This window comes from Micromonospora sp. ATLC20, from assembly GCF_057196585.1.
Map to the genome: position 1 here is coordinate 1 of NZ_JBXUOV010000054.1, position 13,874 is coordinate 13,874.

14 protein-coding genes are annotated in these 13,874 nt (G+C 73.6%); 10 read left to right on the forward strand and 4 right to left on the reverse strand.

What is annotated here, in order from left to right; translation table 11 throughout:
- Positions 1–221 precede the first annotated feature (221 nt).
- Positions 222–521 (reverse strand): hypothetical protein, encoded by a 300-nt coding sequence (locus AC2CHG_RS14125; RefSeq protein WP_366621722.1) that lies wholly within the window; start codon positions 519–521, stop codon positions 222–224.
- A gap of 163 nt (positions 522–684) precedes the next feature.
- Between AC2CHG_RS14125 and AC2CHG_RS14130 the strand changes: the two genes are divergently transcribed.
- Both AC2CHG_RS14130 and AC2CHG_RS14135 read left to right on the forward strand, forming a co-directional pair.
- Positions 685–1,752, forward strand: a complete 1,068-nt coding sequence (locus AC2CHG_RS14130) for an LCP family protein (RefSeq protein WP_366621720.1) — start codon at positions 685–687, stop codon at positions 1,750–1,752.
- A 109-nt stretch (positions 1,753–1,861) separates the two neighbouring features.
- On the forward strand, positions 1,862–3,316 hold the full coding sequence (locus AC2CHG_RS14135) for a sugar transferase (protein ID WP_366621718.1): 1,455 nt from the start codon (positions 1,862–1,864) through the stop codon (positions 3,314–3,316).
- Here the strand turns inward: AC2CHG_RS14135 and rfbD are convergent.
- Both rfbD and rfbB read right to left on the reverse strand, forming a co-directional pair.
- Complete coding sequence (gene rfbD, locus AC2CHG_RS14140) at positions 3,285–4,163, reverse strand: dTDP-4-dehydrorhamnose reductase (protein WP_484524903.1); 879 nt, start codon at positions 4,161–4,163, stop codon at positions 3,285–3,287. The genes AC2CHG_RS14135 and rfbD overlap by 32 nt on opposite strands.
- A complete protein-coding gene (gene rfbB / locus AC2CHG_RS14145) occupies positions 4,160–5,161 on the reverse strand; it encodes a dTDP-glucose 4,6-dehydratase (protein ID WP_484524904.1) in 1,002 nt (333 codons plus the stop codon). Before rfbB ends, rfbD begins: the two co-directional genes overlap by 4 nt.
- 86 nt (positions 5,162–5,247) lie before the next feature.
- On the opposite strand from rfbB, the gene rfbA reads away from it, so the two are divergent.
- Both rfbA and rfbC read left to right on the forward strand, forming a co-directional pair.
- Positions 5,248–6,135: a glucose-1-phosphate thymidylyltransferase RfbA gene (gene rfbA / locus AC2CHG_RS14150; protein WP_484524905.1), complete on the forward strand. Its 888-nt coding sequence runs from the start codon at positions 5,248–5,250 to the stop codon at positions 6,133–6,135.
- Positions 6,132–6,740: a dTDP-4-dehydrorhamnose 3,5-epimerase gene (rfbC, locus tag AC2CHG_RS14155; protein ID WP_355507386.1), complete on the forward strand. Its 609-nt coding sequence runs from the start codon at positions 6,132–6,134 to the stop codon at positions 6,738–6,740. The genes rfbA and rfbC overlap by 4 nt, the downstream gene beginning before the upstream one ends.
- Here rfbC and AC2CHG_RS14160 read toward each other — a convergent pair.
- Entirely contained in the window at positions 6,686–7,447 is a 762-nt protein-coding gene (locus tag AC2CHG_RS14160) for a YveK family protein (RefSeq protein ID WP_366621710.1), read from the reverse strand. The genes rfbC and AC2CHG_RS14160 overlap by 55 nt on opposite strands.
- A gap of 174 nt (positions 7,448–7,621) precedes the next feature.
- Here AC2CHG_RS14160 and AC2CHG_RS14165 point away from each other — a divergent pair, with 174 nt between their 5' ends.
- From AC2CHG_RS14165 to AC2CHG_RS14190, 6 genes are read left to right on the forward strand one after another with little or no spacing between them, the layout of a single operon-like run.
- Positions 7,622–8,818, forward strand: a complete 1,197-nt coding sequence (locus tag AC2CHG_RS14165; RefSeq protein ID WP_262014852.1) for a polysaccharide biosynthesis protein — start codon at positions 7,622–7,624, stop codon at positions 8,816–8,818.
- A 20-nt stretch (positions 8,819–8,838) separates the two neighbouring features.
- Positions 8,839–9,672, forward strand: a complete 834-nt coding sequence (locus AC2CHG_RS14170; RefSeq protein WP_484524911.1) for a glycosyltransferase — start codon at positions 8,839–8,841, stop codon at positions 9,670–9,672.
- Positions 9,669–10,763: a glycosyltransferase family 4 protein gene (locus tag AC2CHG_RS14175; RefSeq protein ID WP_366621704.1), complete on the forward strand. Its 1,095-nt coding sequence runs from the start codon at positions 9,669–9,671 to the stop codon at positions 10,761–10,763. Before AC2CHG_RS14170 ends, AC2CHG_RS14175 begins: the two co-directional genes overlap by 4 nt.
- On the forward strand, positions 10,750–12,084 hold the full coding sequence (locus tag AC2CHG_RS14180) for a hypothetical protein (protein ID WP_402809978.1): 1,335 nt from the start codon (positions 10,750–10,752) through the stop codon (positions 12,082–12,084). Before AC2CHG_RS14175 ends, AC2CHG_RS14180 begins: the two co-directional genes overlap by 14 nt.
- Complete coding sequence (locus AC2CHG_RS14185; RefSeq protein WP_366621700.1) at positions 12,081–12,998, forward strand: glycosyltransferase family 2 protein; 918 nt, start codon at positions 12,081–12,083, stop codon at positions 12,996–12,998. Before AC2CHG_RS14180 ends, AC2CHG_RS14185 begins: the two co-directional genes overlap by 4 nt.
- Positions 12,998–13,855: a glycosyltransferase family 2 protein gene (locus AC2CHG_RS14190; RefSeq protein WP_484524906.1), complete on the forward strand. Its 858-nt coding sequence runs from the start codon at positions 12,998–13,000 to the stop codon at positions 13,853–13,855. Before AC2CHG_RS14185 ends, AC2CHG_RS14190 begins: the two co-directional genes overlap by 1 nt.
- The last annotated feature ends 19 nt before the right edge of the window (positions 13,856–13,874 follow it).

A 13,874-nucleotide genomic window follows, 5' to 3' on the forward strand; every position in this document is an offset into this window, starting at 1 on the left:
GCCCCGCCGCGTACCGCGAGGGTCACCGCGACCGCGGCGGCGACGGTGACCAGCCCGGCGGCGGCCAGGCGGCGACGACGTCCGGCGGTGCGGCGCCGGTCGTCCGGGGTGGCGGGTCCGGGCGCGGCGCCGGTGGTCGGCGGGTGGGGTGCGGTGCCGTCGGTCACGCCGGTCGATGCTGCCGGACCGGCGCGCCGTGGGACAAGCGAGCTAAGCGAAAGCTAAACCGGGCGCAGCGTACGGGCGGTGGAGACGACACCGGCCAGCCCGCCGGCCAGGTCAGGGTGCTGCCGCAGCGAGTCCTCCAGGCGGACGCGCCACACGCCGGTCTCGACCGGCAGCCGGGCGTCGCCGGCCCAGCGGACCCGGTCCCGGCTCTCGTCGAGGGCCACCGCCGCCGCGGGGCCCATCAGGGCACCGAGTTCGCCGCGCAGCCAGCCGAACAGCTGCTCGTCGTGGATCGCCCCGCCGATGACCCGGGCGGCGTCCCACGCCACCCGCGGTTGGTGGATGACCTGCATCTCGACTCCTCGGCCGATGTGGCATTCCTCACCATCATCGATCCCGCAGCCGGCCGGGGCAAGGCCCGGAACCGGGAACCTCGCCGCGGCGGTCCCGCGCCGCCGGGCGTCACCGTCCGGGCGCGGGTCCACACGGTACGACGCGAATCAGTAGCATCGCGGCATGTCAGATCGCCACCAGCTCACCGATTCCGACAGTCGTGCGCAGGGCTCCGATGTGGAGCCGGGCGGGCCGGTGGAGGAGAAGGCGCCCCGGCGCCGCCGGGGCCGGCGGATCGCCCTGATCGTGCTGCTCGTAGTGGTGCTGCTGACCGGCGGCACCGCCCTGGCCGGCGGCCTCTACTACCGCTCCGTCGACAAGTCGATCGAGCGGGTCGACGCCTTCGAGGGCGTCCCGGAGGAGTCGCGTCCGCAGGTCGAGGCCAAGGGCGCGATGAACATCATGATCCTGGGCAGCGACTCCCGCGACCCGGAGAGCACCGGCGGCTCGCGCAGCGACACGATCATCCTGGCCCACCTGCCGAAGGACCGGGCGAGCGCCCAGCTCATCTCGATCCCCCGCGACACCTGGACGGCCGTCCCGAAGTCGAAGGAGGGCCGCGGCGGTCGCGACGCGAAGATCAATGCCGCGTACGCCTGGGGCGGCGTGCCGCTGATGGTGCAGACGGTGGAGAAGTTCAGCGGCGTCCGGGTGGACAACGTGGCGATGGTCGACTTCGCCGGCTTCAAGGAGATCATCGACGCGCTCGGCGGTGTCGAGATCGACGTGGAGAAGGGCTTCACCACGAAGTACTCGCTGATCGGCACGCGGACCTTCGAGAAGGGCCGGCAGACGATGGACGGGGCCGCCGCGCTGGACTACGCGCGGGAGCGGCACGCCTTCCCGGACGGCGACTTCGCGCGTATCCGGCACCAGCAGCAGGTGATCAAGGCGATCCTGGACAAGGCCGCCTCGGGCGGTGTGCTGACCAACCCGGCCAAGCTGAACTCGTTCGTCCGCGCCACGTCCGACTCGGTGGCCGTCGACAAGTCACTGTCGCTGGTGGACCTCGCGATGGAGATGCGGGGCCTGCGCGGCGGCAACCTGACGTTCTTCACCTGCCCGGTCAAGGGCACCGGCCGGGTCGGCAGCGAGAGCGTCGTGTTCCCCGATCCGGCGCGCTCGAAGACGCTGTTCGACGCGGTGCGCCGCGACTCGGTCCCCGAGATCCTCGCCATCAGCGGAAAGTAGGACGTCGATCTGCCATGCCGGTGCTGGCGGCGGGGCGGGGTCGCTCGTATCCTGCGATCGCCGTCGGTCTCTGTATCCGGGCCGGCGGCGTCACGGGGGAGGATCGACCATGCCACGCCTGCCGGCGTTCGAGCATCCGTCTGCGCCGCCGTCCGGTGTGGCCATGAACAGGCCGATGGACAGCGGCATGGACACGACCACTGTGCTGCCGTACGCGGGGTCGCGGGCGTCGACGCGTACCCGATGGTTGCGGGCCTGGATGGTGACCGCGCCCATCGACGTCGCGGCGCTGCTCACGCCGCTGCTGCTGACGCAGGACTACTGGCGTGGCACGTTGTTCAACGCCGCGCTCACAGTGGGCCTGTTCGCCGCGGGCGGGCTCTACCGGCCGCGCCGGCACATCAGCATCCTGGACGAGCTGCCGAGCCTCGGCGGCCGGCTGCTGGCCTCCGGCGCGGTGGGTGCCATCATCGCGGCGCTGCGGCACGACTCGGTGCCGCACGTCAGCGGGTTCATGCGCGGCGTCGCGCTCTCCGCCGGCCTGGTGATCGTCGGGCGGGCGCTGAACAGCCGGCTCATCCTGCTGGCCCGCAAGCGGCGGTGGGTGGAGCACAACGCAATAGTGATCGGCGGCGGGCCGATCGGCGGTGAGCTGGCCCGGCTGCTGCGCCGATACCCGCAGTACGGGCTGCGGTTCGTCGGCGCTGTCGACGCCCCATCACGGCCGCGGATCGGCGCGTTGCCGCTCATCGGCACCATCGACGACCTGGAAAAACTCGCCGACATGCTGGAGTGCGAGGTCCTCGTCATCGCGGACCCGGACTGCTCCGAGGCCGACCTGATGGAGGCGCTGCTGCGTCCGGCCAGTTCCCGCTGTGACCTGTGGGCGGTGCCGCGCCTGTGGGGGTCGCGGTCACAGGGCGGCTACCCCGACCACATCGGCGCCATCCCGATCATCAAGATCGGCGACACCACGCTCACCGGGCCCCGGTGGCGGCTCAAGCGCGCCTCCGACGTGGTGTTCGCGGTGACCGCCCTGCTCGTGCTGAGCCCGCTGCTGCTGCTCTGCGCCGTCGCCACGTTCCTCGACGGCGGCCGGGGCGTGTTCTTCCGTCAGGAGCGCATCGGCCGGTACGGCAAGCCGTTCCACGTGATCAAGTTCCGGTCGATGCGCCCGGCCGACGAGCACGAGTCGCAGACCACCTGGTCGATCGCGCACGACGAGCGGGTCGGGCCGATCGGGCGGTTCATGCGGCGGACCTCGCTGGACGAACTGCCGCAGCTGTGGAACATCCTGCGCGGCGAGATGAGCGTGGTGGGGCCCCGGCCGGAGCGGCCGTACTTCGTGGAGAAGTTCTCCATGGAATACCCGAGGTACGCGATGCGGCACCGCGTACCGGTCGGGCTCACCGGGCTGGCGCAGGTCAGCGGTCTGCGCGGGGACACGCCGATCTCGGACCGGGCGCGGTTCGACAACTACTACGTCGAGAACTGGTCGCTCTGGCTCGACATCAAGATCGTGCTGCGTACCGTCACCGAGGTGTTCCGGGGCGGAGGGCGCTGAGCGCCTCGGCCAGGTCCGCGTGCCACTCCCCCGGCGGCGGCAGCTTCGCGGCGGCCCACCGGCCGTGCGCCAGCACGCTGAAGCGGGGGCGCGGCGCCGGGCGCGGGAAGCTGTCGCTCGTCGTCGGCCGGACCCGGTCCGGGTCGAGACCACGCAGGGCGAAGACGGCGCGGGCCAGGCCGTACCAGGTGGTCTCGCCGGCGGCGGTGCCGTGGTACGTCCCGGGTGCCGCGTCGCCGGCGAGCGCCGCGTCGGCGAGCGCCACGAGACGCTCCGCGAGCCGGTACGACCAGGTGGGCTGTCCGCGCTGGTCGTCCACCACGTCGAGCCGGTCGCGTTCGGCCGCCAGCCGCAGCATGGTGGTGACGAAGTTGCGCCCGTGGGTGGCGTAGAGCCAGGCGGTGCGCACCACGTACCCGGTCTCGGGCAGCAGCCGGGCCACCGCCCGCTCCCCGGCGAGCTTGCTGCGCCCGTACGCGTTGACCGGGCCGGTCGGGGCGTCCTCCGGGTACGGCTCGGTGGCGTCCCCGGCGAACACGTAGTCGGTGGAGACGTGCACGAGACGCGCGCCGGACACGGCACAGGCGCCGGCCAGCGCGGCCACCGCGTCGCCGTTCACGGCGGTGGCGTCCCGCTCGCGCGTCTCGGCGCCGTCCACGTCGGTCCACGCGGCCGCGTTGAACACCACGTCGTGGCCGCCCACCGCGTCCCGGACCGCGTGTGTGTCGGTGACGTCGAGGTCGGCGCGGCCGGCGGCGGTGACGGACAGGTCCGGCCGGGTCCGCAGCAGGGCGAGCAGGTCCCGCCCGAGCATCCCGCCCGCGCCGGTGACCAGGATCCGGGTCATTCGGGGCCGGCCGTCTTCAGCGGCTCCCACCAGGCCCGGTTGTCCCGGTACCAGCTGATCGTCTCGGCCAGGCCCCGGTCGAGGTCGATGCTCGGGGCGTACCCCAGCTCGCTGCTGATCTTGCTGATGTCCAGCGAGTACCGGCGGTCGTGGCCCTTGCGGTCGGTGACCGGCACGACCCGGTCCCAGCCGGCCCCGCACGCCGCCAGGAGCCGCTCGGTGAGCTGCCGGTTGGTCAGCTCGGTGCCGCCGCCGATGTGGTAGACCTCGCCGGCCCGCCCCTTCTCCTGCACCATCGCCACGCCCCGGCAGTGGTCGTGCACGTGCAGCCAGTCCCGGACGTTGCCGCCGTCGCCGTAGAGCGGCACGGTGCCGCCGTCGAGCAGGTTGGTCACGAACAGCGGGACGACCTTCTCCGGGAACTGGTACGGCCCGTAGTTGTTGGAGCAGCGGGTCACCACGACGTCCAGGCCGTGGGTGCGGTGGTAGGACAGCGCCAGCAGGTCCGACCCCGCCTTCGACGCGGAGTACGGCGAGTTCGGCGCCAGCGGCCAGTCCTCCGTCCACGAGCCGGAGTCGATCGAGCCGTACACCTCGTCGGTGGAGACGTGCACGAAACGGCGGACGCCGTGCCGCAGCGCGGCGTCCAGCAGCGTCTGGGTGCCGAGGACGTTCGTGGTGACGAACGGTGCCGCGCCGGTGATCGAACGGTCCACGTGCGACTCGGCGGCGAAGTGGACGATCACGTCGTGGCCCGGCACCAATTCGTCGACAAGCGCCGGATCGCAGATGTCACCGCGGACGAAGCGAAGCCGGGGGTCGTCGCGTACCGGCGCCAGGTTCGCCAGGTTGCCGGAGTAGGTGAGCTTGTCCAGCACGGTGAGCGCGGCCGGGCCCTCGACCGGCACCCCGGCCGCGTCGCCGCCGGGCACGCCCAGCAGCATCCGCACGTACTCCGACCCGATGAAGCCGGCGCCGCCGGTGACGAGGATCCTCACGGGTCGTGGAGTCTACGCCGTAGCGGCAGCCCGGGCGGGACGTCGACGGGCCACGGGGGCGGCGGCGTCGCGGGTAGTCTCCGCGGGTGCGCGGAATCCTTCTCGCCGGTGGCACCGGATCGCGGCTCTGGCCGATCACCCGGGCCGTCTCGAAGCAACTGATGCCGGTGTTCGACAAGCCGATGGTCTACTACCCGCTCTCCACTCTGGTGATGGCCGGGGTGCGGGAGATCCTGGTGGTGACCACACCGGAGGACCGCGCCCAGTTCGAGCGGCTGCTCGGCGACGGCAGTCAGTGGGGGCTGCGCCTGTCGTACACCGAGCAGGCCCGCCCGGAGGGCATCGCGCAGGCGTTCCTGCTCGGCGCCGACTTCGTCGGTGAGGAGTCGGTGGCGCTGATCCTCGGCGACAACATCTTCCACGGCGTCGGGCTCGGCCGGCAGCTCGCCCAGCACGGCGAACCGGCCGGTGGGCGGGTCTTCGCGTACCCGGTGGCGAATCCGCAGAACTACGGCGTGGTCGAGTTCGACGACGCCGGCCGGGTGCTGTCGATCGAGGAGAAGCCGGCCCGCCCCCGGTCCCGGTACGCGGTGCCGGGCCTCTACTTCTACGACAACCGGGTGGTCGACATCGCCCGCAAGCTGACCCCGAGCGCCCGCGGCGAGCTGGAGATCACCGCGATCAACGAGACGTACCGGGCGTGGGGCGAGCTGACGGTGACGGTGCTCGACCGGGGCACGGCGTGGCTGGACACCGGCACGTTCGCGTCGATGATGCAGGCCGCCGAGTTCGTCCGGGTGATCGAGGAACGCCAGGGCATGAAGATCGGCTGCGTCGAGGAGGTCGTCTGGCGGTCCGGGCTGATCGACGACGAGCGGCTGCGGATGCTGGCCCATCCGCTGACCCGCAGCGGCTACGGCGAGTACCTGCTGGGCCTGCTCGCCGACCGGTCCGGGACAGTGGGCGCGTCGTGAAGATCCGTCCGCTGGGCATCGAGGGTGCCTGGGAGGTGACCCCGCGCCTGCACGGCGACCCGCGGGGCCTGTTCCTGGAGTGGTACCGCTTCGACCGGCTCGCCGAGGCGGTCGGGCATCCGCTGCGGCTGGCGCAGGGCAACCTGTCCGTGTCGGCGCGGGACGTGGTGCGCGGCATCCACTTCGCCGACGTACCGCCCGGGCAGGCCAAGTACGTGACCTGCGTGCGCGGGGCGGTGCTGGACGTGGTGGTGGACGTGCGGGTCGGCTCGCCGACGTACGGCCGGTGGGAGGCGGTACGCCTCGACGACACCGACCGGCGGGCGGTCTACCTGGCCGAGGGGCTGGGGCACGGGTTCTGCGCGCTCACCGACGACGCGACGCTCAGCTACCTCTGCTCCGCCACGTACAACCCGGCGGCCGAGCACACGGTGCACCCGCTCGATCCGGATCTCGGGATCGACTGGCCGGCGGCGACGCCGCTGCTGTCCGAGCGGGACGCGTCGGCACCGCGCCTGGCCGAGGCGCGGGCGGCGGGCCTGTTGCCCGGCTACGACGCCTGCCGCTCCTTCACCGAAGCGTTGGACACCCGGCCGTCGCTCTGACCCGGCACACCCGCCGGCTCCGCGACGGCGTCGGCCGGACGGCGGCGCGCCACCGTCGCCCAGAGCGCCCGCACGTCCGCGCTCACCGGAGTGCCGGCCCTGCGGTAGCCGAGCACCAGGGCGATGCCGACCCCGACGGCCAGGCCGCCGAGCGCGCCGCCGAGGGCATACCACTGCCACCGCACCGGCTCGGGACGCGGCGGCGGCGCGGCGGCCCGGACCACCGCGACGTGGGCCTTGAGCCCGAGTCCGGCGGGCGGCAGGTCACGTTCGGCGATCCGTTGCAGTTCGGCGGCGAGCGCGGCGGCGATCGCCGCGGCCGTGCCGGCGGACCGGTCGGTGACCGCCACGTCGATCGCCAGCGAGTCGACAGCGGACGACGCGACGACGCGGCCGGCCAGGTCGTCGGTGGTGTACGGCAGTCCGAGCGAGTCGATCACCGGGCGGGTCAGCCGGGGCGTGTTCATCATGGTGGCGTACGTCTTCACCCGCCGCTGCATCAGCCGGCCCGCCTCGTCCGCAGGCGGGCGGGGCTGGGGCTCGGCCGACTTCTCGGCGGCGAACGTGACGAGCATCTGGGTCTCGGCCCGGTAGACCGGCGGCCGGCGTTCGGCGAGGACCCCGGTGAACGCGCCGCACAGCAGCGTCAGCGCCAGCACGATCGGCCACCGCCTGCCGATCGTGTCGCGGAAGTGGGCGAGGTCCACGACGCGTCACCCTACCGGCGGGGTGGAGCCCTGGGCGTACCCGCCCGCCGGGTCCATTGCGCGGCGGCGCTCATGTCGGGTAGAACAGGCCCGCACACATCCGCGCATCTCGGGGGAAGATCGAGTGGATTCCGCGTGGCCGGCTCGTGGCCGGCGCCGGCGCCTGGGCGCCGGGTGTTAGGCCGGCTCCGGCGGATCGTCTCCCCCGAGCGTCTCTATCTGGTCGCCCTGGGCCTGACCGGCCTCGCCGCCCTGGTGTCGGTGACGCTGCCGGCGGCGGAACGCGGCGAACTCGCGGCGAACATGGTCAGCGCCACAGTGGGCGCGGCTCTCGGCGGCCTGTCCGTCGACACGTTCCTGCTGTCCCGTCCGGCCGGCTGGATCATGTCGCGCGGTCGCCTGTGGATAGCCGGCATCCTCACCGTGTCACTCGGCCTCACCGCGCTGGCCGCGGCGCTGCTGACCACGCTGGCCGGGCTGGGCAGCCACCCGGTCGGCATCGGGGCGGGCTGCGCGCTCACCGTGTTCAACACTGCTGCCTCGCTCGGCCTGCGCCTGAAGCGGTTCTGGTTCGTCTACACGATGCGGGCGCTCGGCGGTGCGGTGCTGGTGGCCGGGTACGGGCTGCTGTGGCTGGGCCACCGGCTCGACGGTGGCCTGTGGAGCGTCCTCTGGCTGGGCGTGCAGGTCGCCACCGCGACGGTGCTCGGGGTGGCGGTGCTGGGCTGGGCGCGGCGGTTCGGTCCGGTGCCGGCGGCGACGGCCGGGCGCACGGAGTACCGCGCCGACCTGCTCGCGGTGGGCCGGCTGCACGTCGGGGTGTGCGCGCAGATGCTGACGTACCGGCTGAGCCAGGTCCTGGTGGCCCGCTTCGCCGGCGCGGGTGCGCTCGGCGTGTTCGCGCTGGCGGTGGCGGCGCTGGAGTTCGCGCAGTCCGGCGCGGTGGTACGGGCGCAGCGGATCCTTGCCGAACGCGACCCGGACGCGATCGGCGACCACGGCCGCGACGTGGTCAGGTCGGCGCTGCCGATCGCCGCGCTCGCCGTGATCGGCCTGGCGGTGCTCGGCGTACTGGCGCCCGACTACCACGACGCCTGGATCTTCGGGCTGCTCCTGCTGCCGGGGACGCTGGCGTTGTCGGCCGGCAAGACGTGGAGCGCGGCGCTGCTCAAGCGCGCGGGCGAGCAGGCCACCACCGCCGTGGCCCTGGTCACCATGTCGGTGTCGGTCGTGCTGTACGTTCTGCTCATCCCGTGGGCCGGCGCGCTCGGCGCCGCGGTCGCGTCGTCTGTCGCCTACGGCGTCTACGCGTTGCGCACCCGGCAGCGACTCCAGCGGTCCACGCACCTCCTCGTCAATCGGATGGCCTAGCGGTGGACGTCTCAATCGTCGTGTTGACCTGGGAAGACTTCGAGCGCACCGACGGCTGCGTCCGCTCGCTGCCCGAGGGTGTGGAAGCCGTCGTGGTGGACAACGGCAGCGCCGCCGAGATCAGCGACAAGTTGCGGGCGATGTGCGCCGAGACCGGCGCGCGGTACGTGCGTTCGGAGACGAACCTCGGCTACGCCAAGGGCATGAACCTCGGCGTCCGGCACAGCACCCGCTCCCGGGTGGTGCTGTCCAACAACGACATCCTGGTGCGTCCGGGCGCGATCGAGCGGCTGGCGGCCGAACTGGACGACCCGGCTGTGGGCGCGGCGTTCCCGAAGGTGCTGGACGAGACCGGCCGGGACCAGACCGCGGCCGGCCGGTTCCTCACAGTGGGCACCGGCGTCGCGCACGCCACCGGGCTCAGCCTGGTGTTCCCGAGGCTGCGGATCGTGGCGCCGCCGGAGCGTGGCGACTGGCTCTCCGGGCCGTTCGTGGCGATCCGGCGGGAGACGCTGGACCGGATCGGCGGGGTGGACGAGTCGTCGTTCTTCTACTCCGAGGATCTGCGGCTGTGCTGGGCGGTGCGGCGGCTCGGGCTACGCCTGGCGTACCTGCCGGACGCCGTCGTGACGCACGAGGACGACGCGAGCGCGAAGCGGCGGTGGGCGGCCGAGGAGATCTCCCGCCGGCAGACCCGGGAGTTCATCCGGGCCAGCCGTGAACTCGCCGGATGGCGGGGCACTGTGGCCTGTTCCGCGTACACAGTGGGGGTGCTCGCCCGGGCGGCGGTGGGCGGCGGGGCGGCGCGGCGGGCGATCGCCCGCGGCGCCCTGGAAGGCATGGGCGTCCGATGAGGGTGCTGTTCGTCTGCACCACCGGCGGGTCGGGGCGGCGGCAGCTCGGCGGCGCCGAGCGCTTCCTGATCGAGATGCTTCCGGCGCTCGCGGCCCGCGGCGTCGACGTGGTCGCCGCCACCCCTGACGACGAGGTCGCGGCAGCGTTGCGGGACGCGGGCGTGCCGTGGCGTCCGCTGGGCGCGGCCAAGCGGGTGGACCTGGGGTACGCGCGCGGCATCCGCGCCCTGGTCGAGGAGCTGCGGCCGGACGTGGTGAGCGCGCACCTGCTCTCCGCCGCGATGCACGCCCGCGCCGGCCTGGGCGTGCGGGGCCGTCGCACGCCGCTGGTGGTGACGCTGCACAACAGCCTCTGGCAGTACCGCGACACGGCGGAGACGCTGCGCGCGAAGGCCGCGGTGCAGGCGAACATCAGCACCGACCTGATGTTCCGGCGGCTGCGGCCGCACGCGACGGTCGCGGTCTCCGGCTTCGAGGCCCACGAGCTGCGGGTACGCGGGCGGATCCGTGACGTGCGGGTGATCCCGAACCCGCTGCCCGCCATCTGGCCGCAGGTGACCGACACCGGCGGCCTCGCACCGGACGGCCCGGTCCGGGTCGGCTTCCTCGGCCGGCTGGAACGGGAGAAGGGCGCCGACCTGCTGGCAGGCGTCGCCGCCGCGCTGCCCGACGTGGAGTTCCTGGTCGCCGGCGCGGGCACCGTCGACGTCGAGGAACGGCCGAACCTGCACCTGGTCGGCCGGGTGGACGCCGCGCCGTTCCTGCAACGGCTGCACTGCCTGCTGGTGCCGTCCCGGGTGGAGGCGTTCGGGCGCAGCGCGCTGGAGGCGATGTCGCTCGGCGTGCCGGTGGTGCACTCCGGCGCGGGCGGCCTGACCGAGGTGACAGCCGCCGGTGACGGCGTGCTCGCGTACCGGGCGGAGCTGACGCCGCAGGCGCTGGCCGCCGCCGTACGGACCGCCACCGACCCGGCCGCGTGGGACGAGCGGCGGCGCGAGCTGGCCCGGCAGTACGCGGACCGGCACTCGTTCGACGGATGCGTGGACGCCTGGCACGACCTGTACCGGACGGTCGCCCGTGACAGCCGCTGAGCGACGCCTCTGGTCGGTCGGGATCCCGTTCGCGCTCGGCGCGGCGGCACTGCTGGCCACGCTCGACGCCGGGATCGCCGTCGCGCTCGCGCTGGCGGTCGGCACGCTGCTCGCCGCGCGACTGCGGATGTGGGCGCTCGCCGCCTGCGCCGCCGTCTGGACCGCCGCGCTGCTCGCCGTGCGGGTGCTGCCCGGCCCGTACGACTCGTGGGCCGGTCGCGGCGTGCTGCCGGTGCTCGCCGGTTACGTCACCGTCTTCCTGCTGGCCTGGGCGGCCGGCCGGCGGCTGATCGACAGGCGGGACGAGGACGACGACCGGTCCCGTCCGGCGCTGTCCTGGCCGTCCGAGCGGCGCCTTCTGACGTACCTGTTCGTGCTGCTCGGCATCGCTGTGGTGACCGCGGCGATCCGATTCCGGGGAACGGTGCCGCCGCTGCTCGCCGACAACCCGGACGCCGCCCGGCAGGTGCTGCGCGAGCAGTCGAACCTGGTCATCGGGCTGCTGTCCGAGGCGTGGACGCTCGGCATGGCCGTCTCGCTGCTGCGCGCGTTGTCCGCGCGCGGCCGGGCGCTGCCCGTCTACTACGCGCTCACCGCCGTCTTCACCGTCGGTGCGGCGCTCGGCGCGAGCAAGAACTCGGTGCTGGTGGGCATCGCGCCCGCGCTGATCGCGGCGCTGTCGGTCCGGCGTACCCGGGGGCGTGCCGCGTCGTTCCTGGCCGCGCGTACCCCTGTGGTGCTGCTGATCGGCGCGCTGGCGCTCGGGGCGGCGGTGTTCCTCGGCGGGCAGCGCACCATGGCCGGCACCGGCGCGTTCGAGACCGAGTTCCGGGCCCGCTACGGCAGCAACGCGCTCACCAGCAGCGCCGGGTCGCTGGACCTGTCGCTGAGTTCGTCCACCGAGACGTTCGGGCGGGTGTGGTCGCAGCGGGAACACCTGGAACCCCGGTACGGCACGTACTCGCTGACGTTCCTCGGCTCCCGGGTCGAGCCGATCGTGGGCAAGGCGGACCTGTACGGGCTGACGTCCCAGCTCAGCCAGCCGTACCTGATGAACACGGCGACGTTCGTGGCCATCCCGCTGCTCGACTACGGCCCGCTGGGTGCGGTGTTCTTCCTGGCCGCGCTGGGGCTGGCGGTGGGCGCGACCGAGCGGTGGTTCGAGTTCTCCCGCGCGCCGGCCGGGCAGCTGGCGCGGGCGTTCGTCGTCTACTTCGCGCTGTTCGGCGTCTACGAGCTGTATCCGCTGATCTATCCGACCTGGTTGAGCCTCGTGCCCGGCCTCTGGGTGCTGCACCGGCTGGGCAGGAGCACGGCATGACGTTCGACGGGCTCACCGTGGTCACCGTCCTCTACCGGTCCGCCGGCATGCTCGCCGAGACGTTGCCGACCTGGGTCCGCAGCGCCGGTGACCTGCCGGTCCGGTTCGTCTTCGCGGACAACTGGCCCTCCGACGGGTGCGCCGAGGTGATCGCCGGGCACCTGCCCGCCGACCGGTACGCGTACCTGCCCGACTCCACCAACCCGGGTTTCGCGGCCGGCTGCAACCGGGCCGCGGCGACGGTCACCACGAGCCACCTGCTGCTGCTGAACCCGGACGTGTGGCTGCCGGACGACGCGCTGGCCCGGATCTGCGCCGCCGTCGCCGCCGACCCGGCCGCCCCGCTCGCTGTCGGCCTCGCCATGCACGGCGGCGAGTACGTGGGCATCGACCTGAACCCGGTGTCGCTGTTCATCGACAGGCGGTCCACCGCCGGCCGTGCCCCGCTCGGCCCGTCCGGCGGCGCGGCGGTCTTCCCGGCCGCGCTGTACCGGCGGTTCGGCGGCTTCGACGAGCACCTGTTCGCCTGGGGCGAGGACGCCGACCTGGCGTTCCGGCTCTACGCCTCCGGGCTGCGCACGCGCGGGCTGGACGTGGTGCTGCCGCACGCGGGCGGGCACAGCGTGGACGGCGACACCCGGTTGCAGGGGTTCCGGGCGTTCCTGCTGGCCCGCAACCGGCTGCTGGTCGCGTCCCGCACGTTCACCTGGCCGCTGCTGCTCGTGGCGGTGCCGGTGCTGGCGCTCGCGCACCTCGCGCTGGCCGCCCGGCGGGTCCGGCAGGGCCTGCTGCGCCCGTTCCTGCGCGGCGTCGGACGCGGGCTGGCCGAGGGGCCGGCGGCTCGCCGCCGCTGGACCGGGCGGCGCTTCGGGTTCGCGTCGCTGCTCGGCTACCTGACCGCTCGGAGGGCGTGATGACGGCACAGCCGTGGACCGTGGTGACAGTCACCTACCACTCGGCGGACACGCTGCGCCGCTGCTGGCGCGGGCCGAAGCCGTACGAGTGGCTGGTGGTCGACAACGCCTCGACCGACGACTCCGCGGCGGTCGCCGAGGAGCTGGGCGCGCGGGTGATCCGGCTGCCGGAGAACGTCGGCTTCTCCCGGGCCAACAACGTCGCGCTGCGCCAGGCGACCGGCCGGTACGTGCTGTTCGCCAACCCCGACCTGGAGGTACGCCCGGACGGACTGGACGCGCTGGCCCGGCACCTGGACACGCACGGCGGGCTGGTCGCGCCGCAACTGCTGGGCACCGACGGCACACCGCAGGCAAACGGGCGTGGTTTCCCGTACGCGACGGCGAAACTCGGCAACCGGAAGGTGTGGCCGCTGTCCCGGCTGCACGCCTCGTACCGGCTGGTGGCCGCGCCCGGCGAGGCGCGCCACGTGGCCTGGGTGATGGGCGCGGCGGTGGCCGGCCGGACCGCTGACGTCGCCGAGCTGGGCGGGTGGAACGAGCGGTTCTTCCTCTACTACGAGGACCACGAGCTGGGGCTGCGCGCCTGGCGGCACGGGATGCCGGTGGCGGTGCTGGGTGACGTGCGGTGGACCCACCACTGGGCCCGCGCGACGAACTCGGTGCGGTGGTCCCACGCGCACACGCTGGAGCTGCGCAGCGCCCGGACGTTCTTCGGGCTGTACCCGGAGTTCCTGGTCGGCCTGCCGCGACCCGCGCGCCGGCACCGCCGGGCCGCCGGGCTGGTCGGCACGGCGGTGCCGCCGGTCGCGTCCACTCCGGACCTGCCGTCCGCTCCGGACCGCGCCGGGGAGTGATCGGAGCCGGTCGCGGGGC

Bases quoted from the DNA above. Each gene is read 5' to 3' on its own strand.
- AC2CHG_RS14185 (WP_366621700.1), top strand. From the start codon at position 12,081: ATGACGTTCGACGGGCTCACCGTGGTCACCGTCCTCTACCGGTCCGCC.
- AC2CHG_RS14130 (WP_366621720.1), top strand. From the start codon at position 685: ATGTCAGATCGCCACCAGCTCACCGATTCCGACAGTCGTGCGCAGGGC.
- AC2CHG_RS14175 (WP_366621704.1), top strand. From the start codon at position 9,669: ATGAGGGTGCTGTTCGTCTGCACCACCGGCGGGTCGGGGCGGCGGCAG.
- rfbD (WP_484524903.1), bottom strand. From the start codon at position 4,163: ATGACCCGGATCCTGGTCACCGGCGCGGGCGGGATGCTCGGGCGGGAC.
- AC2CHG_RS14125 (WP_366621722.1), bottom strand. From the start codon at position 521: ATGCAGGTCATCCACCAACCGCGGGTGGCGTGGGACGCCGCCCGGGTC.
- AC2CHG_RS14190 (WP_484524906.1), top strand. From the start codon at position 12,998: ATGACGGCACAGCCGTGGACCGTGGTGACAGTCACCTACCACTCGGCG.
- AC2CHG_RS14135 (WP_366621718.1), top strand. From the start codon at position 1,862: ATGCCACGCCTGCCGGCGTTCGAGCATCCGTCTGCGCCGCCGTCCGGT.